The following is a 24,755-nucleotide window of genomic DNA, read 5'->3' on the forward strand; positions in this document are numbered from 1 at the left end:
GAGGCTTAGTCCATCCTAATCCCTCGGCAGGGGGGACAATTGATGATTGTACGGCCAAGGCAGGTTGGGGCGCGCGGCGCTCATCGCGCGTTTGACGATGTGCTTTCACGGAGTTCCGCCTTTGCGGAGGGTCAGCAATGGTTGTGCTTTATCTGGGGCCTCTATATCGGTTTGCGAATTCTCGCCCTGATCCCAGAGGTCGCACTCACTCCTGATGCGGATTGGTATTACGATCAGGCGATCAGTCTGGCGCAAGGCCGGGGGTATATGAATGGCGAGGGGGAGCCGAGCGCCTTCTGGCCGCCCGGCTGGCCCTTGACGCTGTCCGTTATCTTCCGGGTTTTTGGCGCTTCGCCGCTGGTGGTTGGTCTGTTCAATCTGGCGGCCTCGCTGGTGATTGGGCTTATGATGCTCAAACTGGGGCGCTTATTATCAGGCAATGAACTCGCCGCGCGGACCGGGCTGTTGCTGCTGGCCGTATATCCCAATGCCATTGCCTATGTGCCGCTTGCGCTGACGGAGGTATATTACACGGCCTTGCTGATGCTCGGCTGCTGGATTTTGCTAAGCCGCACCCATTGGCGCAGCTTGCTGCTGGCTGGTGTGATCTTCGGTGTGGCGACTTTGGTTAAGGCACAGACGATTGTCGTCATCCCGGCGATCTTCGCGATCGACTGGCTGCGAGCTGCTCCATTCTGGCGGCGTTTTCCGGCCTTGTTCGGTCAGGGTGCGCTGGTGCTGCTGGTTGCCTTGCTGACTATAGCCCCGTGGACGATCCGCAATTATCAGCAGCTTGGCGAATTTGTCCCGGTCTCCACCAATGGCGGCATCACTTTGCTGACCGGCAATCATGACTTTGCCACGGGAGATTACTCACCCGACGCACCAGTGGTACGGGAAGTGCAGAACCGGCCCGGTCTGTCTGAAGTGGAGCGCGACGCCGAAGCGGGCCGGATTGCGAAAGAATGGATTGCCGATAATCCGCAGAGGTTTCTGTCGCTTTCGGCGCGCAAAATACTGCGTCTGTGGCTGCCCGATGGGGAGGGGGAATGGGCCTATCAGAGCGGTGCGCCGTCTTATTATGAGTACCAGAGGCTGTATCGCACCCTGCGTTACGCCAATCAGGCATATTACGCGCTGCTGATGATCGGGTTTCTGGCCGCCTTCATGATGCGGACAGAGCTGCGATTGCGTGTGGGGCAACGCTGGGCCGGCTGGTGGCTACTACCCTATATGCTGGCGCTCTATCTCACCCTCATTTGCGTGGTATTTTCCGGTCAGTCACGCTTTCACTATCCGATCATGCCCTTCATCTGCCTTACTTGTGGTTGGTTGCTGACGCTGCATTTATCCTCGGCCCGGAACCCCGCCATGCAGCGTTTATAGTGTGCCGAGGGTTATGATGACGGCTCTTCACGCAGGAAAATATCCTCGATCGGGAGACCGAAGCACTCGGAGATTCTGAAGGCCAGCGGCAGCGAAGGATCATATTTGCCGGTCTCGATCGCATTGACGCTCTGGCGTGAGACACCCAGCTTGTCGGCCAGTGCCTGCTGGCTCCAGCCATGTTCGGCGCGCAGAACCCTGAGCCGGTTCTTCATGCCCCGCTGACCCGGTTCCATATCTGCCCCACGGCCAGGCCGACGCACCACAGGGGGAAGATCATGAAAACCGGCAGGCGCGGTACAGTCACATAGAGTTCGAGCAGGCCCCAGACGCCGGAAATCGTCAGAGCGAAAGCCGTCGCGATCATGAATTTGCGAACTTCAAGCATCCGCAAATATTCGTCTTCCATCTCGATCAGCAGCCGTCCCATGGCCCAGATCCACCCGAGGATAGCGAGCCCCGGCAACAGAGCCAGCCCGATATAGAGAGGGCTGGGCGGAGCATCATCCGGTACGAGGCGTACGCCAATCATGAATGTCCCGATATAAAGACCGGTCGCGATCAGAAAACGGCGCATGTAGCGGCGGAATGCCGGTGTGGAGCGTGGATGGCAGGTCATGATCCCATTCCTCTGCGGCATGAACGCAGACAGCTTCCAGCGCTGGTAACAGCGAAGATGATGGCGAGCAGGAGGAACATCGTGTGGGCGTCTGTGTCCTCCACCCAGCCTGCCACATTGGCGATGGCCAGAGCGATAAAGACGAGCGCCCAGCAAATGATGCTGGTCATACGGTTCATAGGTCAAGCTCCCTTGCTTTTATGTAAAGCAAGATTGACTATCATCATGCCGATGTCAAGCAACATTGACACGGGGTGACATCCTTTGATTGCGCTGCTAGAGGCCTGCCCATGGCACATCGGCTGACCACGACCACCACCACAACCACCCGGACTTCTCCGGGGCGGTTGGTCGCGGCCTGATCCAAGCCGCCGACGCCGCCCGGATTTCGGGCGGAATGGCGTCTCCTCCCGAAACCGTTAGATTAGCAGGACGCCGTATCTTCCGATGCGCGGCCCATTGTGCCATGGGCGGTTACCGGATGAGTATGAAAGACGAGTGCGATGAGTGAAGTGATCAAGATCAGCCTTCCCGATGGTTCCGTACGAGAAATGCCGCAGGGTTCGACTCCGGGCGATGTCGCCGCTGCAATCGGGCCGGGGCTCGCCAAGGCGGCTCTGGCGGCGAAGGTAAATGGCGAATTGCGCGATATTAACCGCCCGCTGGAGGGGGACACCGAGCTGGCGCTGGTGACTTCACGCGATGAGGCGGAGGCGCTGGAGCTGGCGCGGCACGATTTTGCGCATGTTCTGGCTGAAGCGGTCCAGGCGCTGTGGCCGGGGACGCAGATCACTTTTGGCCCGGCAACCGATGACGGTTTCTATTATGATGTGAAGGCGCCGACGACGCGCGATCCCTTCTCGATGGATGATCTGCCCGCAATTGAAGAGAAGATGCGGGAGATCATTAAGGCGGACAAGCCGCTACGGCGTGAAATCTGGTCGCGCCAGCAGTTGATCGACAAATGGTCTGCCGAAGGTGAAACGTTCAAGGCCGAATGGGCCGCTGAGCTGCCTGAAAATGAAGAACTGACCGTTTACTGGTCAGGCGATGACTGGCTCGACATGTGCCGCGGCCCGCATCTGCCCAGCACCGGCAAGCTCGACCCGCAGGCTTTCAAGCTGATGCGTGTGGCGGGTGCCTATTGGCGCGGTGATCAGAATAATGCGCAATTGACGCGTATTTACGGCACGGGCTGGCTGAACAAGAAACAGCTGAATGCGCATCTCACCCGGCTTGAAGAGGCCGCCAAGCGCGATCACCGCAAGCTGGGCCAGGAAATGAACCTCTTCCACCTGCAGTCGGAAGCGCATGGATCGGTTTTTTGGCATCCCCATGGCTATCAGATCTGGCGTGAGCTTGAAGCCTATATGCGCCGGGCGATCGACGGGGCCGGCTATAATGAAGTCAAGACGCCGCAGGTGATGGATGCGCGCCAGTGGGAACAGAGCGGCCATTGGGGCAAATATCGCGAAAACATGTTCGTCATCCCCGATGAAGTCCCCAATACTGAGGATGAAGGCCCGATTGTTTCCGACGCGGCTGAGTGGATGGCGCTCAAGCCGATGAATTGCCCGGCACATGTGCTGATCTTCCGTCAGGGGATCAAATCCTATCGCGATCTGCCGCTGCGTATCTATGAAAATGGCTGCTGCCATCGGAACGAGCCGCATGGTGCGTTGCACGGGTTGATGCGGGTCCGCCAGTTCACGCAGGATGACGCGCATATCTTCTGCACAGAAGACCAGATCGTCGAGGAAGTGCAGGCTTTCTGCCGACTTGCGGACCGGATCTACAAGGATTTTGGTTTCACCTATGCGATCAAGCTGGCGCTGCGTCCTGAACAGCGGTTTGGTTCGGATGCCGATTGGGACAAGGCCGAGAATGAGCTGCGCGATGCGGTTGTCCGCGCAGGGCTGGCGACGGAGGAATTTGGCTGGGAAGAACTGCCCGGCGAAGGGGCCTTCTACGCACCCAAGCTGGAATGGCATCTGACCGACGCCATTGGCCGCACCTGGCAGGTCGGCACGATTCAGTCGGACCGCGTGCTGCCCGAAAGGCTCGATGCGAGCTATATTGGCGAAGATGGCGAGAAGCACCGTCCGGTGATGCTCCACCGCGCGATTTTCGGGTCCTATGAACGTTTCATCGGCATTCTGATCGAACATTTCGCCGGTCGCCTGCCTGTCTGGTTGGCACCGGTACAGGCCGTGGTCGCAACGATCGTTTCCGATGCCGATGCCTATGCCTCAGAAAGCATCAGCAAGCTTCAGGCTGCGGGCATTCGTGTGGAAAGCGACTTCCGGAACGAGAAGATCAATTACAAGGTGCGCGAACACAGCCTGGCCAAGGTGCCCTATCTGCTCGTCATGGGGATGCGAGAGGCGGAGGAAGGCACCGTTGCCGTTCGCACATTGGGCGAAAAGGAACAGCGCGTGATGAGCATTGATGACGCCATCACCATGCTGAAGGAAGCCGCGACGCCGCCCGATCTACGCTGATCAAGCGAGCACGAAAAAAGGGGAGCGTTTTGCGCTCCCCTTTTCAGTTTCCGGATTTCGGGAGAGAAAGAAATCAGAAAGGCAGGGTCTCGCCCGCCAGAATCAAAGCCATTGCACACCCCGTCACGATTACCATTCGGGAAACGGAGAGAATCCGATCGGCAAGAGAAGGGGCTGGGGGGGCAAAGGCTTTGTTCATAAAGCCATAATCCGCCCAAAACCCTAAAGAAGCGTTTACGCCGTCGCACCCCTGCTTTGCCGCGGCATTTGCTGGCTGGCGCAATGAAAACTGCCGCCTCCGGCCAGCACAGCATCGGCCATAACGCCAATTGTCCGGCGGTCCGGAAACAATTCGCGAATCGCGGCCACACCATCATCATCATGCTGCGTGCCATAGATCGGCACCACCACCAGATGCGATGTGATGGCAAAGTTCATATAGCTTGCCGGCTCGATCCGGTCGCCGCTTTCCACCCGTCCGGGGGAGGGGACATTGCGCACGGTCAGACCAAATTCCTCGGCCCGTGCCTTCGCATCCGCATAAATGCCTGCATTGGGGTCGTCCGGCCCGGTCGCTTGCGGCAGGGCCAGAATGCCCGGCGCAACGAACCTTGCCAGATTATCGACATGGCCATCGGTGTGATCATTGATCAGCCCATCGCCCAGCCACAAGACCCGATCCAGCCCCAGATCACGCGCAAGCCGTGCTTCGATATCGCTGCGTGACAGCGACGGGTTGCGATTCGGGTTCAGCAGACATTGCTCGGTCGCGGCGACCAGACCGCTGCCATCAATATCCAGCGCGCCGCCTTCCAGAATCCAGTCGGCACTGCGCACCTCCAGACCGGCCTCTGCGGCCAGATCCGCGCCGATGGTCTGGTCACCCTCCATTAGATATTTGCCGCCCCAGCCATTGAAGCCAAAGCGCTGCGCGACGCGCCTATCTTCCTGCAGCAGCACCAGCGGTCCGGTATCGCGCAGCCAGACATCCCCATAATGATGCGGCACGATCTTTACCGCTGTGCTGGTAAGCTGGCGGGCGCGGAGAGCATTGGCCCCGTCGCGCACCACCAGTCGCACTTCCTGACCGCTGTCCGCTACCGCATTGGCAAAGGCCGCGATCTGTTCCTGCGCGCGGGCGAGGAAGCCCGGCCATTCGCTTTCATCATGCGGAAAGCCGATCCATAGCCAGTCCTGTTCGTGCCACTCAGGCGGGAAATACGCATTCATGGATGATCAGCACCCTGCATCGGAGGCGGCACAGCTTTCCTCGCGCGCGGCGCGGAATTCATCTCCGTCATTCCAATTGGGCCAACTGCTGCTCATCGCCAGCATCCGTCCGAGCCGGTAGAACAGCTGAAGGTCCTTCCCGACCCCGTTCCAATCCCAGTTCGGATCATACTCATCCTTGGGACCATGATAGCGATTTTCCGTGTAATCGGCCTGATAGGCGGCGCCAGCCTCCGTGCCGCCATCGACCAGATCCTGTCCTCCATCAATGTAGAACATCGGCACGCCGCGCTTGGCGAAGCTGAAATGGTCAGAACGATAGTAATAGCCATTTTGCGGTTCGGGATCGGCTGTCGCCACACGCCCTTCGGCCTTGAGCGCGGACTCCAGGAAGCCGTCAAGCTGGCTCTTGCCCATGCCCATCACGGTCACGTCCTTTGCTTCGCCCGCCAAGGACAGGGCATCCATATTCACCCCGGCCACAGTCTGTTCCAACGGTACGACCGGATTGGCGCCGTAATATTCGGAGCCGAGCAGGCCCGATTCTTCCGCCGTTACTGCCAGGAAGACCTGACTGCGCGCGGTCGGCCCGGCTTTTTTCTGCGCGGCGGCAATGGCGACCAGAGCGGCGGTGCCGGTGGCGTTGTCCACCGCGCCATTGCAGATATCGTCACCGGTATCATCGGCCTTGCAGTGCCCCAGATGGTCCCAATGCGCGGTATAGAGCACATATTCATCAGGCCGTTCATTGCCCGGCAGCACGCCGACGACATTCTTTGAATCAAAGGTGCGCACGGTGTTGTCGAAGCCGGTGGAGATACTCGCGCCCAGATCGACCGGCTCGAAACCGGGTTTCTTCGCCGCTTCCATCAGATCGCCCAGATCATGGCCGGTGGCGGACATGATCTTCATGGCCACATCCTTCTGGACCCAGCCATTCAGCATGGTCTGATCCGCGCCCTTATCCTTGCGTTGAGCATAGGCCTGCGGGCCGGACCATGAACTTTCGACCACATTCCAGCCATAGGAAGCGGGGTAGGTGTCATGAATGATCAGCGCTGCATCCGCGCCCTGTCTTGCGGCTTCTTCATATTTATAGGTCCAGCGGCCATAATAGGTCATCGCCTTGCCATTGAAGGGGCCTTCACTGGCCTCGCTTTCCCAATCGGGATCATTGACGAGGATGACCGCAGTCTTCCCTGTCATGTCCAGTCCGGCATAATCGTTCCAGTTCTTCTCCGGCGCGTTGATGCCATAGCCGACAAAGACCAGTTCGCTGTCTTTCAGCGCGATGGAGTCGGTTTCACGGTAGGTGGTGCCAACCCAGTCATCGCCATAGGAGAAGGACAATTTCTTATCCCCGCCATTGACGGTCAGCGGCTGAAAATTCTCGCTGGTAATCTCCACCAGCGGCACGTCCTGATACCAGCTGCCCTTATTGCCGGGTTCCAACCCTGCCTGCTTGAATTGCTCGACCAGATATTCCAGCGTCTTTGCACCGCCCGGCGTCCCCGGTGCGCGGCCTTCAAATTCATCGGAAGAAAGGGTCTTGGTGACCTCTTTCATTGTTTCCAGCGAAATATCCCCCGGTGCCACTTCGGGAATGTCGAGCGTGGCTGCGGCCTGATCCGCATCCTCCGCAGAATCGGAACAGCCGGCCAGCATCAGCGATGCGGCGGCGGCGAAACAGGCAAATCGAAGCATGAATTATCCCCTCATGGGCTCTTGCGATGCGCGTCTTGTGGCAAAGCAGGGCGTGCTCCACAAGTCTGCCCCCCAAGAAGCCCCCTATGAATGGATGTCTGAAGTGAAGGCTTGTGGAAGCGCCGCCGCGCGGGCACTCAGTGCCTATGCAAGCTGACTGGTCATTCGCGCTGAAGCGCGCCCGTTCCCACGCCCCCTTCTTGTCACGCGGATTGGACCGTTTGCCGCAGCTCGCCGAATTGCTGGCGGCGGGTAATGGCGATGCGGCGCTGGATTTCGCCCATCATGCGGGGGAAGGGATCGAGGATGTCGGTGCGGCGCTGCGGCGCGAAAAGCTGGCGCTTTCGGTATCGCTGGCGATCGGAGATCTGGCCGGGGCCTTCCCTCTGGCGCAGGTGATGGAGCAATTGTCAGCCTTTGCCGACCGCGCATTGGACCGCGCCATTACCGCGGGGATTACCCACAGGGTGCCCGACGCCGAACCGGCGGGATTCAGCGCCATCGCGCTCGGCAAACATGGGGCGAGGGAGCTTAATTACAGCTCCGACATCGATCCGATCTTGCTGTATGATCCCGATACGCTGCCCCGGCGGGAACGGGATGAGCCCGGCGAAGCGGCCCAGCGTGTTGCGCGCCGCCTGATGGAATTGCTGACCCGGCAGACCGGTGATGGCTATGTTTTTCGGGTTGATCTGCGGCTGCGCCCTGCCTCTGAAGTCAGTCCGCTGGCAATATCGTATGACGGGGCGCTGACGCATTATGAAAGCTCGGCGCTAGCGTGGGAACGCGCTGCCTTCATCCGCTCCCGCGCTTCGGCCGGGAGCATCGCGGAGGCGCAGGAATTTCTGGATACGATCCGGCCCTTTATCTGGCGCCGCAATCTCGATTTCACGGCGATTGAGGAAATTCGCCAGCTGACCCAGCGTATTCGGGACAGTCATGAAGGCGCCCGCCGTCCCGGTCCCGGCTATGATGTGAAAAAGGGGCGCGGGGGGATTCGAGAGATCGAATTCTTCGCCCAGACCCATCAGTTGATTCACGGCGGACGTAACCGCGATTTACGGCTGAGAGGCACGCGGGCGGCGCTGGATGCGCTGGCTGCGGCGGACATCATAGCGGCGGAGGATGCCGCCATGCTGGGCGAATCCTATGACCGGCTGCGTGTGATCGAGCATCGGCTGCAAATGGTGGAGGACCGCCAGACGCATGAATTGCCGCAGGATGCGGGCGCCATCGACAATGTCGCGCAGCTGGACGGTCTCAAGGATGGAGCGGCCCTGATTGCAGAGCTGGAGGAGATTACCGGTGCGGTCGCGGCACGTTATGACCAATTGCTGGATAATGATGGCTCGGCGGGTGATTCTTCGTCTGCCGCCGGTCAGGCGCGGAATGAAAGCGTGGCGGAGATGCTGGCGCGCCATGACCTGCCCGATGCGGAGCGGCTGGCCGAACGGATCGCCAATTGGCCGGATATGATCCGGGCCCTGCGCTCCGGCGCTGCGCGGGAGGCGTTTCATGCCATCCGCCCCGCGCTGATCGAATCACTGGCGCAGGCGCCTGATCCGCAGCGGGCCTTTGCGCGCTGGGAATCCTTATTGTCGCGGCTGCCCTCGGCCATCAATCTGTTTCGCCTGTTTGAAGCGCGTCCTGGCTTGCTTGATCAGGTGCTGCGGGTGCTGATTCTGGCTCCGCCACTGGCCGATGAGCTGGCCCGGCGGCCAGAGCTGCTGGACGCGCTGATCGATGCCTCTGCCCTCGATCTGCCAGAGGATGTCGAGACGCTCCGCAAGCGGATGCTGCGCAGCGAGAAGGGCGATGATTATGAACGCAAACTCGACCGCATCCGGCAGGTGGTGGGGGAGGAGCGATTCGCGCTGGGGGTCCAGCTGATCGAATCCCGTCATGACCCGCTGGATATTGCCGCCGGCCTGTCGCGTGTCGCGGAAGCCGCACTGAAAGCCGGGGCCAGTGTGGCGGAGGCTGAATTCGCGCAGGCGCATGGCCGCGTGGAGGGCGATGAGCTGCTGGTTCTGGGACTGGGGCGTCTGGGCGGTGGATCGCTGACCCATGCGTCCGACCTTGATCTGATTTATCTGTTCGATGGTGAATTCGGGGTGGAATCGGATGGCCGCCGCCCGCTGACCGCATCGCTGTATTTCAACCGGCTGGCGCAGCGTGTCACCGCGGCCTTGTCCGTGCCCACCGCGCAGGGGGCCTTGTACGAAGTGGATACGCGGCTTCGCCCGCAGGGTGCGCAGGGGCCGATCGCGGTCAGCGTGGAAAGCTTCGCCCGTTATCAGCGCGAGGATGCCTGGACGTGGGAGCATATGGCGCTCACCCGTGCGCGGCCTGTGGCCGGATCAAGTGAGGCCTGCACCCGTCTGCAGGAAGAAATCTGTGCGATTTTGCAGGCGCCGCGCGATCATGAGACTCTGCGCGCCGATGTACTCAAAATGCGGGCCGATGTGGCGGCGCATAAACAGCCGTCTGGCCCATTGGATATGAAAATGCTGCGCGGCGGGCTCGTCGATTGTGAATTTTTGATCCATTATCTTCAATTGCGTGAAGGTATTGGGCTGCATCCGGATATGGCCGATGCGATCACCGCATTGGCAAAGGCCGATCTGGTGCCGCCGGTACTGCTGGATCATTATCAAACATTGGCGCGCAGTCTGATCGCGTCACGGCTGCTCGCGCCGGATGGTCAGGTGCCGACCAAAACGGCGCAAGACGTACTGGCGAGCGCCTGCGGATCGGCGGATTTTGACACGCTCTTGCAAAAGCTGGGGAAGGCGAGGCAGGGGGTAGCAGAAATCTGGACCGACATATTCGACGAAACATTGGAGATAGAGCTATGAGCAAGCGCCCCGAACAAGGTGATATGGTGCCCGATGTGGTCATGCAGACCCCGGATGGTGGTGAAATCCGCCCGTCCGATTTTCGCGGGCGCAAGCTGGTGCTGTTCTTCTATCCGCGCGACAACACGCCGGGCTGTACCACCGAGAATAAGGATTTCAGCGCCTTGTTGCCCGAATTTGAGCAAGCAGACACTGCATTGCTCGGCATCAGCAAGGATTCGCCAAAGAAGCACCAGAACTTCATCGCCAAACAGGATCTCAAGGCACCACTGGCCAGCGATCCAGCTGAAAACGGGCTGGCCGACGCATTGGGCATATGGGTGGAAAAGATGATGTACGGCAAAACCCATATGGGGCTGGAGCGCAGCACCTATCTGATCGATGCCGAAGGACGGATTGTGCGGATATGGCGCAAGGTGAAGGTGAAGGACCACGCGCAGGAAGTGTTGGAGGCGGCCAAGCGCTTTGACGCATAGTGATCCGGACGATTCCATGACATCTCTCTCCGCCGCGATCCGCTCAGCTCTGCTGACGGCAGATCCCCATGCTAAAGTCATGACGACCCGCGCACTGGTGCGCGATTGGCGTCATGGCCGGCTGGAGGCGACATTCGATTCGCCCATGCCCGATCGTCCGGCCTGGCCCGATTATCTCGAATTGCTGCACCCCACGAAAATGCCCAGACGCGGCAAAGCGGGTTCGGATAAGAACCGCATCGCACTGTGGCATTCGCTGGCTCATATTGAATTTGTGGCGATTGATCTCGCGCTTGATATCGTCGGCCGCTTCGGCGGGGAGATGGAACGCAGCTTCACGGATGATTTTCTGTCGGTTGCTGCGGATGAGGCGATGCATTTCTCGCTTATCGCGCGCAAGTTGAAGGGGATGGGCAGCCATTACGGCGCTCTGCCGGTGCATGATGGATTGTGGGAAGCTGCGCAGTCCACGGCTCATGATGTCGCCGCAAGGCTGGCCATCGTGCCGATGGTGCTGGAGGCCCGCGGGCTGGATGTGACGCCGCCGACACTGGAAAGGGTACGCTCGCAAGGCGATCTGAGCGGCGCAAAAGTGCTCCAGCGCATTCTTGACGATGAAATCCGTCACGTTGGCTTTGGCGCCAAGCATTTTATCGCAAGGGCGGAGAATCGCGGAGAATCCCCGGAAAACCTCTGGAAAAATTTGGTGGAAACCTATTTCCGGGGGCGCATTAAGCCGCCGTTCAACGACTCGGCGCGGCAAGCTGCCGGTCTGTCGCGCAGCTTTTATGCTGCTGTTGCGTAATCTTTCATTACCCGCATAACTGTAACTCAAGAGACCGAAGGGGGTTCCGAAAGTCTCTTGAAAAATTCCCGGTCCGGGAAAATTGGCGTTTCAGAACGCTGATCGCTCGGTCCGCTTTGGGGGATCCGCAAGGTGCAATGGCCATAGGCTGGCACCGGATACACAGGACGGGAAACAGGTCGCATGATTTTTAGCAATTCGCTTCGTAGCCTTTCAGTTTTTTCTATCGGGATTGTGGCAATGGCTGCTGCTCCGGCTCAGGCTGGCACCAGCAACACCGCTACCACCCAGATCACCAGCGCGGTTTCAACCGACGCAGAACCAGAAGGCGGCGAACGCGAATTTCAGCAGCTGTTTGCCAGCTGGCGCGATCTTGACCGTAACAGCCCGGCCGGTGAAGCACCGAGCCCCAAGATCTCCGTTCCCTCCCGCATGCCGGTAGAAGGGTTCACCCTCACCAGCGGTTACGGGATGCGTAACCACCCGGTTCTGCGCAAACGCGCCCGTCACAATGGTGTCGACCTCGCGGCGACCCGCGGTACGCCGGTCTATGCGACGGCTGACGGCTTGATCGCCCGAGCCTTCCGCTTCGGTTCCTATGGCAATTATGTGCAGATCGAACATGGCGGCGACCTGCAGACACGTTACGCTCACCTTCAATCCTACACTGTGCATGCCGGTGAGCGCGTCCATAAGGGCGATCTGATCGGCTATGTCGGTTCCACTGGTCGCTCAACCGGTCCGCATCTTCATTATGAAGTGCGCGTTGCCGGTGAACCGGTCGATCCGCGGCCTTATATGGTGTCGACCGATCTGGCGCTGGTGGAAGGCCCCGGCGGACAGGGCGGCCCCGAATAAGAGACTGCTGAAATCCAGGCGATATGAAAAAGGGCGGTTGCAACCGCCCTTTTTCATATCTGCTGCGTAGGCAATTATGTGCCCTGTGACTATTTGCCTGGTGACGTGCCGCCTGTTTGAGAGCCCGTCAGAGGAAGTTGGCCTAGCAGCTCAGTCGCCGAGCATTTCTTTCAGAACTCTGCGCACATCCGCGCCCATATCTTCGCGCTCCAGCGCCAGAGCGATCGTGGCTTCGATAAAGCCTATTTTGCTGCCGCAATCGAACCGGCGCCCCTGAAAGGTAACCGCGTTGAAAGGCTGATTGCCGATCATCTTGGCCATGGCGTCGGTCAGCTGGATTTCTCCGCCAGCGCCTTTGCCCTGCGTTTCGAGCGTGCGCATGACTTCGGATTGGAGAATATAGCGTCCCGAGACGATCTTGTTGGACGGTGCCTGGCCCCGCGGTGGCTTTTCCACCAGGCCGCGTACTTCGGTCAGCGCGCCTGTCGTTTCACCGGGATCAATCACGCCGTAGGAGGAGACATTCTCTTCCGGCACTTCGAGCACCGAAATCAGATTTCCGCCCACCTCTTCATAGGCTTCAACCATCTGCGCCATGCAGCCGGGTTCGCCAACCATCAGCTCATCGGGCAGGAGCACGGCAAAGGGTTCATCACCCACAATCGCGCGGGCGCACCAGATGGCATGCCCCAGACCCATCGGAACCTGCTGCCGTACGGTGATCAAATTTCCGGGGGTGAAATGCGTGGGGTCCAAAACGGACAAGTCCTTGCCCCGGTCCCGCATCGTGGTTTCAAGTTCAAATGCAGTATCGAAATTTTCGACCAAAGCAGTCTTGCCGCGTCCGGTAACGAAAATCATCTCTTCGATGCCCGCTTCGCGCGCTTCGTCTATCGCATATTGAATAAGTGGGCGATCCACTATTGGTAGCAATTCTTTCGGTACCGCCTTGGTAGCCGGAAGAAAACGAGTGCCCAGTCCCGCTACGGGGAATACGGCTTTGCGGATCCTGCGATTATTACTCATGTTGCGATGCACTATAAGTTGACCATTTTTCTGGTCAACCGCTGACTTGTCCGATGCCATAAAACCTTTAGATGGTTGTTCGATGGACAAAATTATTATTCGAGGCGGCAATCGTCTCTCCGGCACGATTCCTATTTCAGGCGCCAAGAATGCAGCGCTCACGCTGATCCCTTGTGCTTTGCTGACCGACGAACCGTTAACGCTGCGCAATTTGCCTCGGCTGGCTGATATTGACGGTTTTCAGCATCTGATGACCCAGTTTGGCGTATCGGTTGCGATTGCCGGTCATCGGCCGGAAGATTTTGGCCGCGTTGTCACGCTGCAGGCCACCCGCCTGACATCCACCGTGGCGCCGTATGATCTGGTGCGCAAAATGCGCGCATCGATTCTGGTGCTGGGCCCGCTTCTGGCCCGCGCCGGTGAGGCGACGGTTTCGCTGCCGGGTGGCTGCGCCATCGGCAACCGTCCGATCGATTTGCATCTGAAGGCGCTGGAGGCGTTTGGCGCGGAAATTGAACTGGCGCAGGGATATGTGCGGGCTGTTGCTCCCGATGGAGGATTGCCGGGCGGTGATTTCGATTTTCCCGTCGTTTCTGTCGGCGCGACCGAAAATGCCTTGATGGCGGCTGTGCTGGCAAAGGGCACTTCACGCCTCAGCAATGCCGCGCGCGAACCCGAGATCGTCGATCTGTGCAATCTGCTCTGCGCGATGGGGGCTGAGATCGAAGGCATCGGATCATCTGAACTGGTGGTTCATGGCGTTCCCCGGCTCAATGGGGCGACGTATAAGGTCATGCCTGACCGGATCGAAGCTGGCTCCTACGCCTGCGCGGCGGCGATCACGGGCGGTTCGGTGCGGCTGGAAGGCGCGCGAGCGGATGAGATGTCGGCCACTTTGCATGCTTTGCGCAACGCCGGTGTGACGGTCGAAAGTGATGCCAAGGGCATTTCGGTTGAGGTGCATGGTCCGCTTAAGCCGGTCAATTTGTCGACCGCGCCCTATCCCGGCTTCGCCACCGATATGCAGGCGCAATTGATGGCTCTGTTGTGCCGTGCAGAAGGCGCCAGCGTGCTGACAGAAACGATTTTTGAAAATCGTTACATGCATGTGCCCGAGCTTAATCGCATGGGGGCAAATATCGAAACATCCGGCCGCACAGCGATCGTGCATGGGGTGGAGGCGCTCACGGGGGCTGAGGTCATGGCAACCGATCTGCGCGCATCGATGAGCCTCGTTATCGCCGGATTGGCCGCAGAAGGGGAGACGCAGGTTCACCGCCTTTATCACCTTGATCGGGGTTATGAACGGCTCGAAGAAAAACTGGCACTGCTTGGCGCGGATATTGAACGGGTCGGCGGGTAGGCTCCGGACCTTTCTGCAATCCTGATCGTTGGTCGGGAAAGAACGAAAGGAAGTTTTATCATGGGTTTGCTTAAACTCGCTGCACTCGGAACGCTCGGCTATGTCGGGTATAAATATTACGAGAAGAACAAGGATGGCGGTGCTGCCTATGCTGAAGGGCAGGGCAGCAATTCCAACTTCTCCAATGTGCGTGATTCCGGCCCCAATGCCATGCGCGACAAGCCGGCACGTTCATGGAATGAAGCCGATGAAGATTCGGATCAGAGCTTCCCGGCCAGCGATCCGCCTGCCAATTACTGATGGGCACGGAGCGATCTGCTCCATCTAAATCAAAAAAGGTGGAAGACTGGGTTTAGCCTTCCACCTTTTTTTGTGCCTGTTCCGCCAATAGCTGGCTCAGCAACCAGATCCGGATGGCTCCGGCCAGGCCGGGCGGTACGTCTGAGTCGAGCCGCTGCCGGTCAATTCGCGCGACCAAGGCATTCAGGGGTACGTTTTCGGCCAAGGCGGCCCGTTTCAAGGCATCCCAGTAAATCGGTTCAAGACTGATAGACGTCTTGTGCCCGGCGATTTCAACCGACCGTTTGACGGGGGGATGATACGAATCACCGGACACCTGGCCGTCCTTAATACATGTGCTGTCCGCCATTGATCGACATGGTCGATCCGGTGACGAAGCCAGCATCTTCGCCGCAGAGATAGGCTACGCCGCGCGCGATTTCCTCTGCCTGACCAAGGCGGCCCACCGGAATGCGAGCGACGATCTTTTCCAGAACATTTTCCGGCACCGCGGCAACCATGTCGGTGTCGATATAGCCCGGGGCGATAGCGTTCACTGTAACCCCGAATTTCGCGCCTTCCTGGGCCAGGGCCTTGGTGAAACCGTGAATGCCGCTTTTGGCTGCGGCGTAATTGACCTGTCCATACTGACCGGCCTGACCGTTGATGGAGCCGATATTGACGATGCGGCCCCACTTACGCTCCCGCATTCCGGGGAAGCAGGCCTTGGCCATGTTGAAGCAGCCACCGAGATTGATGCGGATGACATCATCCCAATCCTGATGCGTCATTCGGGAAATGGTGCCGTCACGTGTGATCCCGGCATTGTTCACCAGCACTTCAATGGGGCCGAGTTCTGCGGCAACTTTGGTGCAGCCTTCCTGCGCGGCTTCGAAATCACCCACATCCCATTTATACGCGGGAATGCCGGTCTCCTCGGTGAAGGCGCGTGCCTTATCGTCATTGCCTGCATAATTGGCGGCAACGGTAAAACCGTTTTCTTTCAGCTTCACGCTGATGGCTGCCCCTATGCCTCTGGTTCCGCCGGTAACGATTGCAACACGAGCCATTCGCAAAGTACTCCCATAAAGTGGATCTGGCTTCATTGAGAAGCTAGGGAAAACCTATGCGCGAAGTCCCTTTTACGCAAAGGGAAAGGCCGCCTGATTCAAAGACTGTGTTGAATTTTGAGACCAGCGGACGTTCACATCCGGCTGAATGATCAGAAGCGGAATTGCGTACCGATATAAACGGCCTGGCTATCCAGCTGATCCGTGTCGGCAAGCGGGCTCAACCGGTCACGATCCTGCGAATAGCGAACACCCGCCGTGACATTGAGATTGCGCGTCACACGATAGCTGCCGCCCAGATCAACGCTCTGGCCACCCAGTGCTTCAATCGTGTTCTTGCTTACGCCAGCATTTTCTTTTTCGTCCAGCGCGATGCGGGCTGCAAACCGGCTCGGCTTGTCCTTATCCGTTGTGCTGGGTTTGAAAGCCGCAAGATCAGGGATCTGCACATCGGCAAGATTCTTGACCAGCGGTTTTTCGTTCTGGGCAAAGCTCTTATAACCGCGCGACAGGCCCAGATTATAACGCGTGGGCGCAATCTGAACATCTCTTTCGGATGCGACCTGTTCCTTGGCCGCGGCAATCGAGGAGTGAACCGAAATGGCCCGCGCGGTCTGTTCATCCACGCGAATCGCCACCGTTACCGGCCGGCTGCTGCGTTCGGTAACGCCAGCAGGCGTGAAGCGCATCATGCGCCCTTTGCCGCTGCTGCGTTCGGAAATGAACTGCGCCAGCTTCTGATCAATCGATGCGGGAGTGAAGGAAGCGAAGCTGCCGCGTGCCGCCAGACTGACCACATTGGAATTCAGCGAATCAACGGCGAGGCTGGCTGTAGGAACGGCAATTACGCCAAGCACACCTGCCGCGAGCAGGGGGACGGCAAAGCCGCGCCAGGTCCTGTTCCGCTTGTGTGTCATGATCTTTCGAATCGCCCCTAATTCCAATGCAACACCCCAAATCAGAGCATTGCGACTCTTAACCCATTCTTAGCAGAGAAATATGAATATAATTCTTCAGCTAGTGCATGTGTTTTCGCGCAAGATATGGTGATTGTATAGAGAAGATTTGGAAATTGCGAAAAAATCATCTGGCTGTTGCCATTTATACACAGGCCGGGTTTCTGCGTGCTTGCTTTCCGCGATTCCGTGAATCCTCACCGTGTTTGCGCAGCCTTCGGTTAAGGGGTTATTCAGCGCCATAATGGCCTGAGTTTGCGGCATTGGGCAAGGGCTGAAAATTCCCGCGATATATCCCGCGACCTTGCCGCAAAATCTGCGGTGGTTATAGAGGCCCCAAAGGGCAGCTGCCCGCGATACGAACAGGACCGAGCATGGCACATTCATATTCCTCCCTCCGCATGAAGAAGGCCGGGCAGTTTGCTGCTCTGGGTGTTCTGGCCGCATTGTTGAGCGCCTGTGGTGGCGGCAACAAACGTCCGCAAGCGGATGTCGCCGCCGCGCAGGTCACGACCATTGGCGTCAATTCCTATCTCTGGCGCGCCAGTCTCGAAACGCTGTCTTTTGCATCCTTGACGCAGGCGGACAGTGCCGGCGGCGTGATTGTGACCGATTGGTATTCGCAGCCGGAAAATCCGACAGAACGCGTGAAGCTGACCGTGACCATTCTCGATCAGGATCTGCGCGCGGATGCGCTGCGTGTGTCGGCCGCGCGGCAAGTGCTGCAGGGCGGAAACTGGGTCGCGGCGCCGGTGCAGGCGGCCACGGTGCAGAAGCTGGAAGATATTATCCTGACCAAGGCCCGCGATTTGCGCCGTTCGGCCATTGGCTGATTGCTTGAACTAAGGGGCAGGTAAGTGAACGAGACACGTTTCGATCCGTCGCAGGTCGACGGGCGCTGGCAGCGCGCATGGGACAAACAGGATTGTTTCCGTGCGGACAGCAACAGCGCCAAGCCGAAAAGCTATGTGCTGGAGATGTTCCCCTATCCCTCCGGGCGCATCCATATCGGCCATGTCCGCAATTACACGATGGGTGACGTGCTCGCGCGCTATAAACGGATGACGGGCCATGAAGTGCTCCATCCGATGGGCTGGGACGCCTTCGGCATGCCGGCCGAAAATGCCGCAATGGAAAAGAAGGTCCATCCCGGCGAATGGACTTATCAGAATATCGAAAACATGAAGGCGCAATTGAAGCGTCTTGGCTTCGCGCTCGACTGGAGCCGCGAGCTGGCGACCTGCAGCCCCGATTATTACGGGCACGAGCAGGCGCTGTTTCTCGATTTCTACGAATCGGGTCTCGTCTATCGCAAGGAAAGCGCGGTCAATTGGGACCCGGTCGACCAGACCGTGCTCGCGAATGAGCAGGTGATCGACGGGCGCGGCTGGCGTTCGGGCGCGCTGGTGGAAAAGCGCAAGCTTAGCCAGTGGTTCCTCAAGATCACGCAATTTGCCGAGGAACTGCTGGATGGTCTCGGCAGTCTCCAGAACTGGCCGGAAAAGGTCCGGCTGATGCAGGAAAACTGGATCGGCAAGAGCAGCGGCCTGCAATTCCGCTTCGATCTGTCCGATGGCGGCGATGTGGAGGTGTACTCCACCCGGCCCGACACGATTTATGGCGCGAGCTTTGTCGCGGTTGCGGCCGATCATCCGATCGCGCAGGCGGTCGCAGAGAAGAATGCCGATGCGCAGGACTTTATCGAGCAATGCCGCGCTGGCGGGACTACGGCGGAAGAGCTGGAAACAGCGGAAAAGCTGGGTTTTGATACGGGCATCACGGCGAAGCATCCCTTCACCGGGGCCGCGCTGCCGGTCTATATCGCCAATTTCGTGCTGATGGATTACGGCACCGGCGCAGTGATGGCGGTGCCGGGCCATGATCAGCGCGACTTTGAATTCGCCACCAAATATGGCTTGCCGATCCCGCGCGTCGTCGCGCCTTCCGCCGCAGAAGCGGACAAGCCTTTCGACGGTGAAGCCGAGAGCGGCGACGGCGTGCTGGTCAATTCGGGCGAGCTTGACGGCATGAGCGTGGCCGAGGCCAAGGCACTCGTCATTTCGCGTGCCGAAAGTGAAGGCTGGGGCGAAGGCAAGACTGTCTGGCGGCTGCGCGACTGGGGCGTTTCGCGCCAGCGTTACTGGGGCACGCCGATCCCCTTCGTCCATTGCGACAGCTGCGGCGTGGTGCCGGTGCCCAAGGATCAGCTGCCGGTTAAACTGCCCGAAGATGTCGATGTCTCGATCCCGGGCAATCCACTGGAGCGTCATCCGACCTGGAAGCACACGAGCTGCCCCAAATGCGGCGGTGCTGCGCAGCGTGAGACCGACACGCTGGACACCTTCGCTGACAGTTCGTGGTATTTCATCCGCTTTGCCAGCCAGCCGAAGGACAAACCCTTCGACCCAGCAGAAGCCGCGGCCTGGTTGCCGGTGAATCAATATATCGGCGGGATCGAACATGCGATTCTGCATCTGCTCTATGCCCGTTTCTGGACTCGTGCCTTGAAGCATGTCGGCATGCTGGACGTCAGCGAACCTTTCGCCCAGCTTTTCACCCAGGGCATGGTCACGCATGAGACCTATTCGCGGAAGAGCGCTGAAAATGGTCAGCCGGTCTATTACAGCCCGGCGGAAGTGGACCGGACAGGTGAAGGCGCAACATTGAAGGCGGATGGTCAGCCGGTCGAAATCGGCCGCGTGATCAAGATGTCCAAGTCGAAAAAGAACGTCGTCGATCCCGATCAGATCGTCGATCTGTATGGCGCAGATGCCGTGCGCTGGTTCATGCTGTCCGACAGCCCGCCAGAACGCGATTTGCCTTGGTCTGAAGCCGGAATTGAAGGCTGCTCGCGGTTCGTTCAGCGTCTGTGGCGCCTGTTCGCGCAATATGATGCGGCTGCCGAAGGCGAAGACAAGGCGCTCGCGCGCAAGACCCACCAGACTGTCGCCGCAGTGGCCGAGGATATTGAAGGCCTGTCCTTCAACAAGGCCGTGGCGCGCATCTATGAGCTGACAGGCGCGGTGGAGAAGGCCAAGCCGTCCGCCAGCCGCAGCGAGGCTATTCGTTCCATCCTGCTGCTGATCGCGCCAATGATGCCGCATCTGGCCGAAGAAGGCTGGGCGCAGATGGGCGACGGTGCGCTGGTTGCCGAAGCGAGCTGGCCCGCAGTGGATGAAGCGCTGCTCGTGGATGACGAAGTCACCATCGCCGTGCAGGTGAAGGGCAAGCTGCGCGATACGCTGACCGTGGCCAAGGGCATGCCGAAGGATGAGCTCGAAGCGCTTGCACTGGCGAGCGAGAAGGTTCAGCGTTCAATCGATGGAGCAGCTATCCGCAAGGTGATCGTAGTGCCCGACCGATTGGTGAATATCGTCATATGATGCGCTTCGTGCCTCTTGCTCTGCTGGCGGCCGCGCTGAGCGGTTGCGGGCTCAGCCCGATGTATCAGGGCGGCGGCAATGGAGCTGTGGCACGCGGTCTGTCGGCTGTGGAAGTCGGTCCGATTTCCGGCCGGTCCGGTTGGCTGGTGCGCAATGCTTTGCGCGACCAGCTGGGGCAGGGCGGACATGATACCGCGCCCCGCTACCGCCTGGATGTGCGGCTGGATGAACAGCTCGAAGGTTTGGGCCTGCTGACGGATGACACGATCGGCCGCGAAAGGTTGACCATGCGGGCCCGCTATCAGCTGATTGATAATCAGACCGGCACCATATTGCTGGACCGGACAGCAGGGTCCGATGCCGGGATTGATGTCGTATCTTCTGAATATGCAACGATCGCTGCGGAAAAAACAGCGATGGAAAACCTGGCGGTGGAAGTGGCAAACCAGATCGTTACCCGGGTGGCGCTGAGCATGCGCGAGGCGCAGTGAAGGCGACGCAGCGCGATTTTGGCGGAATAGCGGCCCGGGCAGCCGCCCAATGCCGGATTTTCTTCTTTTGCGGTCAGGATGAAGCCGGGGCATCTGCCGCGGCGGGCAAGATCCTGTCGCAAATGGCCGATCCCGGTGAACGCATGGACATGAGTGGCGGCGAATTGCGCCGCGACCCGGTGAAATTGGGTGATGAAGCTCGGTCCGAATCCCTCTTTGGCGGGGCGCGTCATATTTATGTCCGCGCGCAGGGTGACGAGGCGCATGACGCGCTGAAAGTGCTGATCGGGAATTATGACGCCGGCGAAGCTGATGGCGCCTGTCCAGTGCTGGTGGTGGCCACTTCGGCGACCGATAAATCACGCAGCGCGAAATTGCTGGCCGGGCGCGATGATGCGCTGGTGGCGATGTTCTATCCGCCTGATCTGCGTTCGGTAACGGGCGATGTTCGGATGATGGCGGATGCCGCGGGATTGCGCCTGAATGGCGACCTGGCCGAACAGATCGCGCGCGCATCGGGCCTCGATGTCCGGCTGGCCCAATCCGAAGTCACCAAGCTCGCCCTCTATCTCAACGCTTCCCCGCAAAGTCCGCGTAGCGCCACGGTGGAGGCCCTGCAGGAAGTGGGTGCCAAGACGGAGGAGGACGGCTTCATGCCGCTCGTCAATGCGGTGCTTTCTGGCGAAACGGCCAAACTATCCGGCGAATTGAAGCGCATGCGCGAAATCGGCCTGAACGGGGTGGGCGTGTTGCTGGCGCTGGAACGGCGCGCGGCGCAGCTGGCTTCCCTGGCGGCCAAATTGGGCCCGGGGGGCAATGTTCAGGCGCTGCTCGAATCAGAACAGAAGGCCCGGCGGATATTCTGGCGCGACAAGGGCGATCTGATCACGCAGCTGCGCGCATGGAACGGTCGCAAGCTCGACCGGCTGGTACAAAGGCTGATGGAAACCCATCGCGCCATGCTGGCCGACAGTCAGGCCGGGGATCTGCTGCTGGCGCAGGCTCTCGCAGAAATTACCCGCGCGGCTGCACCGCGCCGCTGAGTTTTATCAATTCTGATCAGGGACGGAGAAGCTGCCGGTTACCCGGCCGCCATTCTGCTGCGATCCGCTGCCAGAGGAGCGACCATCAACGCTGGAAAGACCGGTGTTGAGATCGATGACCAGTCGCCCGCCATTCAGCGTGTCCCCACCGCGTTTAAGAGCGACGCCGCCCGTCAGCGTGATGATCCGGCGATTGAAATCATAAATTCCGACTGATCCGCGCGCCGTTTCATTGCCGCGTCTTACAACAACCCCGCCATTGGCGGTAATACGCTGAATACGCAGGCTGCCATTGTCACTATAGGAGACGGTGGTCCGCGCGGCGTCAAGCCGCAGATCGCTTTGGCGAATCTGGACATTGCCCGACAGGACGACGCGGTTCTGCCGGTCCTGTAATTCGATGCGGTCAGCGGCATAATCGACCGGCGCGTTGGAATTGAACCCGGAAATGGCTTGTGCACCGGCAAAGGTGCTGAAGCCCGTAGCGGCCACACCGCCGGCCAGCAAACCTGCCAACAGGCCGCGCAAAGCAAGCCGGGAGAAAGACAATCGCATCATCATCGGTTGATTAGAGCGTTTGGCAGAGAAGGGGAAGAGCACACTCATGCGGATATCATTCCATTGTTCCGGCCGGCATTTTCATTTTTCCCGGCGTCATGCGCAGCCGGGCATTGCCGATCAGCGCAACCGTACGCTCGGCCAGATCGGCCGTGAGGGAATCGGCGCGGAACCTGCCCGCGGGAACGGTGCCCTCAACCAGACCATCGCCCTGCAATGTCTTGGTGGCGAGATTGATTGTCACATTGCTGGCGGACATGCGATATCCATCAGCGGCGCTGAAATTGATGAATCCGTCCACCACCACATCATCCAGATCGAGATTATAGCGGCCTGCATTGGCGCGCAGCACCGCCGGCCCGTCCGGAAGCAGCAGGCGGGCCACCAGATCCTGCATCTTCACGACCGGCTCAGAGGCGCTTTTCTGCACCGCTTCACCAGCCAATAGCGAGAAGGGGCGCCCGCTCGTATCCTGACCGCGATACATGGCATTATCGACCCGCAGGCGGTCCTCGGCAATGGCGACCTTGTTGCGATCAAGCAGAAAGCTGACTTCACCGCGCGGGGAGAGCGGGGTGATGATCATCAGCGCCGCCACCACGCCGACCAGCGCCGGCAAGCCAAGGGCAAGCCAGCGCACCACCCGGTCAAGCGGGCTGCCTGGTGCAGCAAACGCCTGACGGCGGCTGCGGATTTGATCGGCCTTGGCGGTCATGATGTGTTTTAGCGGCCTGCTGCCTTATTCGTGGCTGAAAATGTCCTTGTCTTCCCAGCCTGCAATATCGAGCCGCGCACGGGTCGGCAGGAAGTCAAAACAGGCCTGAGCCATTTCCAAACGTCCTTCGCGCTTGAGACGTTCCACAAGGATGTCTTTCATGCGGTGAAGGAAGCGCACATCGGATGCGGCATAGTCGCGCTGTGCATCACTGATGTCGGGCGCACCCCAGTCGCTTGACTGCTGCTGCTTGGAAATTTCTGCGCCAAGCAATTCGTTGACGAGGTTTTTGAGACCGTGACGATCAGTATAGGTGCGGACCAGCTTGCTGGCGATCTTGGTGCAAAAAACGGGAGCGGCGGTCACGCCCAGATAATATTCGATTGCAGCCAGATCGAAGCGGGCGAAATGGTACAGTTTCACACGCTCAGGATCGGCGAGAACCGCTTTGAGATTGGGGGCTGCATAGTCGCTGTCCGGGGCGAAACGCACCAGATGCTCGTCACCGCTGCCATCGCTGATTTGCAGCAGGCACAGCCGGTCACGGCGGGTGATTAAGCCCATGGTTTCGGTATCGACCGCGAGAGGGCCGGGGCCCAGCGCGTCGGCGGGCAGATCTTCTTCGTGAAAATAAACGCTCATGACTATGCGCCTTAGTCTGATTGCGAAAATAGGGAAAGAGGTGCTTTTGCCGCAGCACCGGGATGGCTAGGCAGGAGAGATGGCAGAATCGATCCCCCCAAGCTGGCGCGATGCGCTGGAACCCGTGCTCGCAGCGAAGGAAAGCCGCAAGCTGGGTGGCTGGCTGAAAGCGCAGGAAGCGGCTGGCACGCCCATCTATCCGCCTCGCGGGCAAAGGCTACGTGCGCTGGAACTGACGCCGCTGGACCAGGTGAAGGTCGTGATTCTGGGGCAGGACCCCTATCATGGCCCCGGTCAGGCGCACGGCCTGTCCTTCTCCGTCCCGGAAGGCGTCAAGGTGCCGCCATCGCTTGTGAATATCTACAAGGAGCTGGCCGATGATTGCGGCACTGCCGTGCCCGATCACGGTAATCTGGAAGGCTGGGCCAGACAGGGTGTGCTGCTGCTCAACAACGCACTCACCGTAGAGGCCGGCAAGGCCGGCTCGCATCAGGGCATGGGCTGGGATGCCATCACCGATGCGGCAGTGGCCGCTGTGGCGGCGCGCGAGGAGCCGAGCGTGTTTATCCTGTGGGGCAGCCACGCACAGAAGAAGGCGCGCAATATTCCGGAACTCAAAGCCGATGGCCGCCATCTGGTGATTTCCTCCCCCCATCCGAGCCCGCTTTCGGCCTATCGGGGTTTTTTCGGCTCCAAACCCTTCAGCCGGGCCAATACATTCCTTGAGGAGCAGGGCCGCGGTTCGATCGACTGGTCCGCGCTTTGACAAGCTGCTGATTTGGCGAGAGACTG

General features: G+C 59.5%; 25 protein-coding genes. 13 read left to right on the plus strand and 12 right to left on the minus strand.

What is annotated here, in order from left to right:
- Positions 1 to 42: 42 nt before the first annotated feature.
- Positions 43 to 1,386 (plus strand): ArnT family glycosyltransferase, encoded by a 1,344-nt coding sequence (locus GRI91_RS08490; RefSeq protein ID WP_160736216.1) that lies wholly within the window; start codon positions 43 to 45, stop codon positions 1,384 to 1,386.
- Between the two features lie 11 nt (positions 1,387 to 1,397).
- Here GRI91_RS08490 and GRI91_RS08495 read toward each other — a convergent pair whose 3' ends face one another.
- From GRI91_RS08495 to GRI91_RS08505, 3 genes are read right to left on the minus strand one after another with little or no spacing between them, the layout of a single operon-like run.
- On the minus strand, positions 1,398 to 1,601 hold the full coding sequence (locus GRI91_RS08495; RefSeq protein ID WP_160736217.1) for a helix-turn-helix transcriptional regulator: 204 nt from the start codon (positions 1,599 to 1,601) through the stop codon (positions 1,398 to 1,400).
- Positions 1,598 to 2,005, minus strand: a complete 408-nt coding sequence (locus GRI91_RS08500) for a hypothetical protein (protein ID WP_160736218.1) — start codon at positions 2,003 to 2,005, stop codon at positions 1,598 to 1,600. Before GRI91_RS08500 ends, GRI91_RS08495 begins: the two co-directional genes overlap by 4 nt.
- Positions 2,002 to 2,184 carry an EbsA family protein gene (locus tag GRI91_RS08505; protein ID WP_160736219.1) on the minus strand — a complete coding sequence of 61 codons (183 nt, stop codon included), beginning with the start codon at positions 2,182 to 2,184 and terminating at the stop codon, positions 2,002 to 2,004. The genes GRI91_RS08500 and GRI91_RS08505 overlap by 4 nt, the downstream gene beginning before the upstream one ends.
- A 324-nt stretch (positions 2,185 to 2,508) precedes the next feature.
- On the opposite strand from GRI91_RS08505, the gene thrS reads away from it, so the two are divergent.
- Complete coding sequence (gene thrS, locus GRI91_RS08510; RefSeq protein WP_160736220.1) at positions 2,509 to 4,506, plus strand: threonine--tRNA ligase; 1,998 nt, start codon at positions 2,509 to 2,511, stop codon at positions 4,504 to 4,506.
- A 234-nt stretch (positions 4,507 to 4,740) separates the two neighbouring features.
- Here the strand turns inward: thrS and GRI91_RS08515 are convergent, their stop codons facing one another.
- Positions 4,741 to 5,736, minus strand: coding sequence for an agmatine deiminase family protein (locus tag GRI91_RS08515; protein WP_160736221.1), 996 nt, complete (start codon positions 5,734 to 5,736; stop codon positions 4,741 to 4,743).
- A 6-nt stretch (positions 5,737 to 5,742) separates the two neighbouring features.
- Positions 5,743 to 7,440, minus strand: coding sequence for a M28 family metallopeptidase (locus tag GRI91_RS08520; RefSeq protein WP_160736222.1), 1,698 nt, complete (start codon positions 7,438 to 7,440; stop codon positions 5,743 to 5,745).
- Positions 7,441 to 7,586: 146 nt separating this feature from the next.
- On the opposite strand from GRI91_RS08520, the gene glnE reads away from it, so the two are divergent.
- From glnE to GRI91_RS08540, 4 genes are all read left to right on the plus strand, one after another.
- Positions 7,587 to 10,298, plus strand: coding sequence for a bifunctional [glutamate--ammonia ligase]-adenylyl-L-tyrosine phosphorylase/[glutamate--ammonia-ligase] adenylyltransferase (gene glnE, locus GRI91_RS08525; RefSeq protein ID WP_160736391.1), 2,712 nt, complete (start codon positions 7,587 to 7,589; stop codon positions 10,296 to 10,298).
- A complete protein-coding gene (locus tag GRI91_RS08530) occupies positions 10,295 to 10,774 on the plus strand; it encodes a peroxiredoxin (RefSeq protein ID WP_160736223.1) in 480 nt (159 codons plus the stop codon). The genes glnE and GRI91_RS08530 overlap by 4 nt, the downstream gene beginning before the upstream one ends.
- Before the next feature lie 16 nt (positions 10,775 to 10,790).
- Entirely contained in the window at positions 10,791 to 11,579 is a 789-nt protein-coding gene (locus GRI91_RS08535) for a ferritin-like domain-containing protein (protein WP_160736224.1), read from the plus strand.
- 240 nt (positions 11,580 to 11,819) lie between these two features.
- Entirely contained in the window at positions 11,820 to 12,437 is a 618-nt protein-coding gene (locus GRI91_RS08540; RefSeq protein ID WP_237437749.1) for a M23 family metallopeptidase, read from the plus strand.
- Positions 12,438 to 12,587: 150 nt separating this feature from the next.
- Here GRI91_RS08540 and GRI91_RS08545 read toward each other — a convergent pair whose 3' ends face one another.
- The gene (locus tag GRI91_RS08545; RefSeq protein WP_160736226.1) at positions 12,588 to 13,463 is read right to left on the minus strand and encodes a UTP--glucose-1-phosphate uridylyltransferase; all 876 of its coding nucleotides are present in this window, start codon (positions 13,461 to 13,463) and stop codon (positions 12,588 to 12,590) included.
- An 82-nt stretch (positions 13,464 to 13,545) separates the two neighbouring features.
- On the opposite strand from GRI91_RS08545, the gene murA reads away from it, so the two are divergent.
- Together murA and GRI91_RS08555 are read left to right on the plus strand one after the other, a co-directional pair.
- A complete protein-coding gene (gene murA / locus GRI91_RS08550) occupies positions 13,546 to 14,826 on the plus strand; it encodes a UDP-N-acetylglucosamine 1-carboxyvinyltransferase (protein WP_160736227.1) in 1,281 nt (426 codons plus the stop codon).
- A gap of 60 nt (positions 14,827 to 14,886) precedes the next feature.
- Positions 14,887 to 15,126 carry a hypothetical protein gene (locus GRI91_RS08555; RefSeq protein WP_202385530.1) on the plus strand — a complete coding sequence of 80 codons (240 nt, stop codon included), beginning with the start codon at positions 14,887 to 14,889 and terminating at the stop codon, positions 15,124 to 15,126.
- A gap of 52 nt (positions 15,127 to 15,178) precedes the next feature.
- On the opposite strand, the gene GRI91_RS08560 is transcribed toward GRI91_RS08555, so the two are convergent.
- The 3 genes from GRI91_RS08560 to GRI91_RS08570 form a co-directional block, all read right to left on the minus strand.
- Positions 15,179 to 15,442 carry a ribbon-helix-helix domain-containing protein gene (locus tag GRI91_RS08560; RefSeq protein ID WP_337190342.1) on the minus strand — a complete coding sequence of 88 codons (264 nt, stop codon included), beginning with the start codon at positions 15,440 to 15,442 and terminating at the stop codon, positions 15,179 to 15,181.
- 10 nt (positions 15,443 to 15,452) lie between these two features.
- Entirely contained in the window at positions 15,453 to 16,175 is a 723-nt protein-coding gene (gene phbB, locus GRI91_RS08565) for an acetoacetyl-CoA reductase (protein ID WP_160736229.1), read from the minus strand.
- Positions 16,176 to 16,327: 152 nt separating this feature from the next.
- The gene (locus tag GRI91_RS08570) at positions 16,328 to 17,092 is read right to left on the minus strand and encodes a Rho GTPase-activating protein (RefSeq protein ID WP_160736230.1); all 765 of its coding nucleotides are present in this window, start codon (positions 17,090 to 17,092) and stop codon (positions 16,328 to 16,330) included.
- A 413-nt stretch (positions 17,093 to 17,505) separates the two neighbouring features.
- Between GRI91_RS08570 and GRI91_RS08575 the strand changes: the two genes are divergently transcribed.
- From GRI91_RS08575 to GRI91_RS08590, 4 genes are read left to right on the plus strand one after another with little or no spacing between them, the layout of a single operon-like run.
- On the plus strand, positions 17,506 to 17,964 hold the full coding sequence (locus tag GRI91_RS08575) for a DUF3576 domain-containing protein (RefSeq protein WP_419866832.1): 459 nt from the start codon (positions 17,506 to 17,508) through the stop codon (positions 17,962 to 17,964).
- Positions 17,965 to 17,988: 24 nt separating this feature from the next.
- Complete coding sequence (leuS, locus tag GRI91_RS08580; protein ID WP_160736231.1) at positions 17,989 to 20,514, plus strand: leucine--tRNA ligase; 2,526 nt, start codon at positions 17,989 to 17,991, stop codon at positions 20,512 to 20,514.
- Positions 20,514 to 21,005, plus strand: a complete 492-nt coding sequence (gene lptE, locus GRI91_RS08585) for an LPS assembly lipoprotein LptE (RefSeq protein WP_419866835.1) — start codon at positions 20,514 to 20,516, stop codon at positions 21,003 to 21,005. The genes leuS and lptE overlap by 1 nt, the downstream gene beginning before the upstream one ends.
- A complete protein-coding gene (locus tag GRI91_RS08590; RefSeq protein WP_160736232.1) occupies positions 21,002 to 22,048 on the plus strand; it encodes a DNA polymerase III subunit delta in 1,047 nt (348 codons plus the stop codon). The genes lptE and GRI91_RS08590 overlap by 4 nt, the downstream gene beginning before the upstream one ends.
- A 6-nt stretch (positions 22,049 to 22,054) precedes the next feature.
- Here the strand turns inward: GRI91_RS08590 and GRI91_RS08595 are convergent, their stop codons facing one another.
- The 3 genes from GRI91_RS08595 to GRI91_RS08605 are packed head-to-tail and all read right to left on the minus strand — an operon-like array spanning position 22,055 to position 23,963.
- Complete coding sequence (locus GRI91_RS08595) at positions 22,055 to 22,603, minus strand: LptA/OstA family protein (RefSeq protein ID WP_419866836.1); 549 nt, start codon at positions 22,601 to 22,603, stop codon at positions 22,055 to 22,057.
- A 58-nt stretch (positions 22,604 to 22,661) separates the two neighbouring features.
- The gene (gene lptC / locus GRI91_RS08600; protein WP_160736233.1) at positions 22,662 to 23,321 is read right to left on the minus strand and encodes an LPS export ABC transporter periplasmic protein LptC; all 660 of its coding nucleotides are present in this window, start codon (positions 23,319 to 23,321) and stop codon (positions 22,662 to 22,664) included.
- A 24-nt stretch (positions 23,322 to 23,345) separates the two neighbouring features.
- Positions 23,346 to 23,963, minus strand: coding sequence for a ribonuclease D (locus GRI91_RS08605; RefSeq protein WP_160736234.1), 618 nt, complete (start codon positions 23,961 to 23,963; stop codon positions 23,346 to 23,348).
- 79 nt (positions 23,964 to 24,042) lie between these two features.
- Between GRI91_RS08605 and ung the strand changes: the two genes are divergently transcribed.
- Positions 24,043 to 24,729, plus strand: a complete 687-nt coding sequence (ung, locus tag GRI91_RS08610) for a uracil-DNA glycosylase (protein ID WP_160736235.1) — start codon at positions 24,043 to 24,045, stop codon at positions 24,727 to 24,729.
- The last annotated feature ends 26 nt before the right edge of the window (positions 24,730 to 24,755 follow it).

This window comes from Altericroceibacterium endophyticum, assembly GCF_009827595.1.
GTDB lineage: Bacteria > Pseudomonadota > Alphaproteobacteria > Sphingomonadales > Sphingomonadaceae > Altericroceibacterium > Altericroceibacterium endophyticum.

Excerpts from the sequence above, each read along its gene's own strand:
- GRI91_RS08505 (WP_160736219.1), bottom strand. The coding sequence starts at position 2,184 with ATGAACCGTATGACCAGCATCATTTGCTGGGCGCTCGTCTTTATCGCT.
- GRI91_RS08535 (WP_160736224.1), top strand. The coding sequence starts at position 10,791 with ATGACATCTCTCTCCGCCGCGATCCGCTCAGCTCTGCTGACGGCAGAT.
- ung (WP_160736235.1), top strand. The coding sequence starts at position 24,043 with ATGGCAGAATCGATCCCCCCAAGCTGGCGCGATGCGCTGGAACCCGTG.
- GRI91_RS08605 (WP_160736234.1), bottom strand. The coding sequence starts at position 23,963 with ATGAGCGTTTATTTTCACGAAGAAGATCTGCCCGCCGACGCGCTGGGC.
- GRI91_RS08540 (WP_237437749.1), top strand. The coding sequence starts at position 11,820 with ATGGCTGCTGCTCCGGCTCAGGCTGGCACCAGCAACACCGCTACCACC.
- phbB (WP_160736229.1), bottom strand. The coding sequence starts at position 16,175 with ATGGCTCGTGTTGCAATCGTTACCGGCGGAACCAGAGGCATAGGGGCA.
- GRI91_RS08495 (WP_160736217.1), bottom strand. The coding sequence starts at position 1,601 with ATGAAGAACCGGCTCAGGGTTCTGCGCGCCGAACATGGCTGGAGCCAG.
- GRI91_RS08515 (WP_160736221.1), bottom strand. The coding sequence starts at position 5,736 with ATGAATGCGTATTTCCCGCCTGAGTGGCACGAACAGGACTGGCTATGG.
- GRI91_RS08520 (WP_160736222.1), bottom strand. The coding sequence starts at position 7,440 with ATGCTTCGATTTGCCTGTTTCGCCGCCGCCGCATCGCTGATGCTGGCC.
- GRI91_RS08555 (WP_202385530.1), top strand. The coding sequence starts at position 14,887 with ATGGGTTTGCTTAAACTCGCTGCACTCGGAACGCTCGGCTATGTCGGG.
- GRI91_RS08490 (WP_160736216.1), top strand. The coding sequence starts at position 43 with ATGATTGTACGGCCAAGGCAGGTTGGGGCGCGCGGCGCTCATCGCGCG.
- GRI91_RS08500 (WP_160736218.1), bottom strand. The coding sequence starts at position 2,005 with ATGACCTGCCATCCACGCTCCACACCGGCATTCCGCCGCTACATGCGC.
- GRI91_RS08575 (WP_419866832.1), top strand. The coding sequence starts at position 17,506 with ATGGCACATTCATATTCCTCCCTCCGCATGAAGAAGGCCGGGCAGTTT.
- lptC (WP_160736233.1), bottom strand. The coding sequence starts at position 23,321 with ATGACCGCCAAGGCCGATCAAATCCGCAGCCGCCGTCAGGCGTTTGCT.
- thrS (WP_160736220.1), top strand. The coding sequence starts at position 2,509 with ATGAGTGAAGTGATCAAGATCAGCCTTCCCGATGGTTCCGTACGAGAA.
- GRI91_RS08530 (WP_160736223.1), top strand. The coding sequence starts at position 10,295 with ATGAGCAAGCGCCCCGAACAAGGTGATATGGTGCCCGATGTGGTCATG.
- glnE (WP_160736391.1), top strand. The coding sequence starts at position 7,587 with ATGCAAGCTGACTGGTCATTCGCGCTGAAGCGCGCCCGTTCCCACGCC.
- GRI91_RS08595 (WP_419866836.1), bottom strand. The coding sequence starts at position 22,603 with ATGCGATTGTCTTTCTCCCGGCTTGCTTTGCGCGGCCTGTTGGCAGGT.
- GRI91_RS08545 (WP_160736226.1), bottom strand. The coding sequence starts at position 13,463 with ATGAGTAATAATCGCAGGATCCGCAAAGCCGTATTCCCCGTAGCGGGA.
- lptE (WP_419866835.1), top strand. The coding sequence starts at position 20,514 with ATGCGCTTCGTGCCTCTTGCTCTGCTGGCGGCCGCGCTGAGCGGTTGC.
- GRI91_RS08570 (WP_160736230.1), bottom strand. The coding sequence starts at position 17,092 with ATGACACACAAGCGGAACAGGACCTGGCGCGGCTTTGCCGTCCCCCTG.
- murA (WP_160736227.1), top strand. The coding sequence starts at position 13,546 with ATGGACAAAATTATTATTCGAGGCGGCAATCGTCTCTCCGGCACGATT.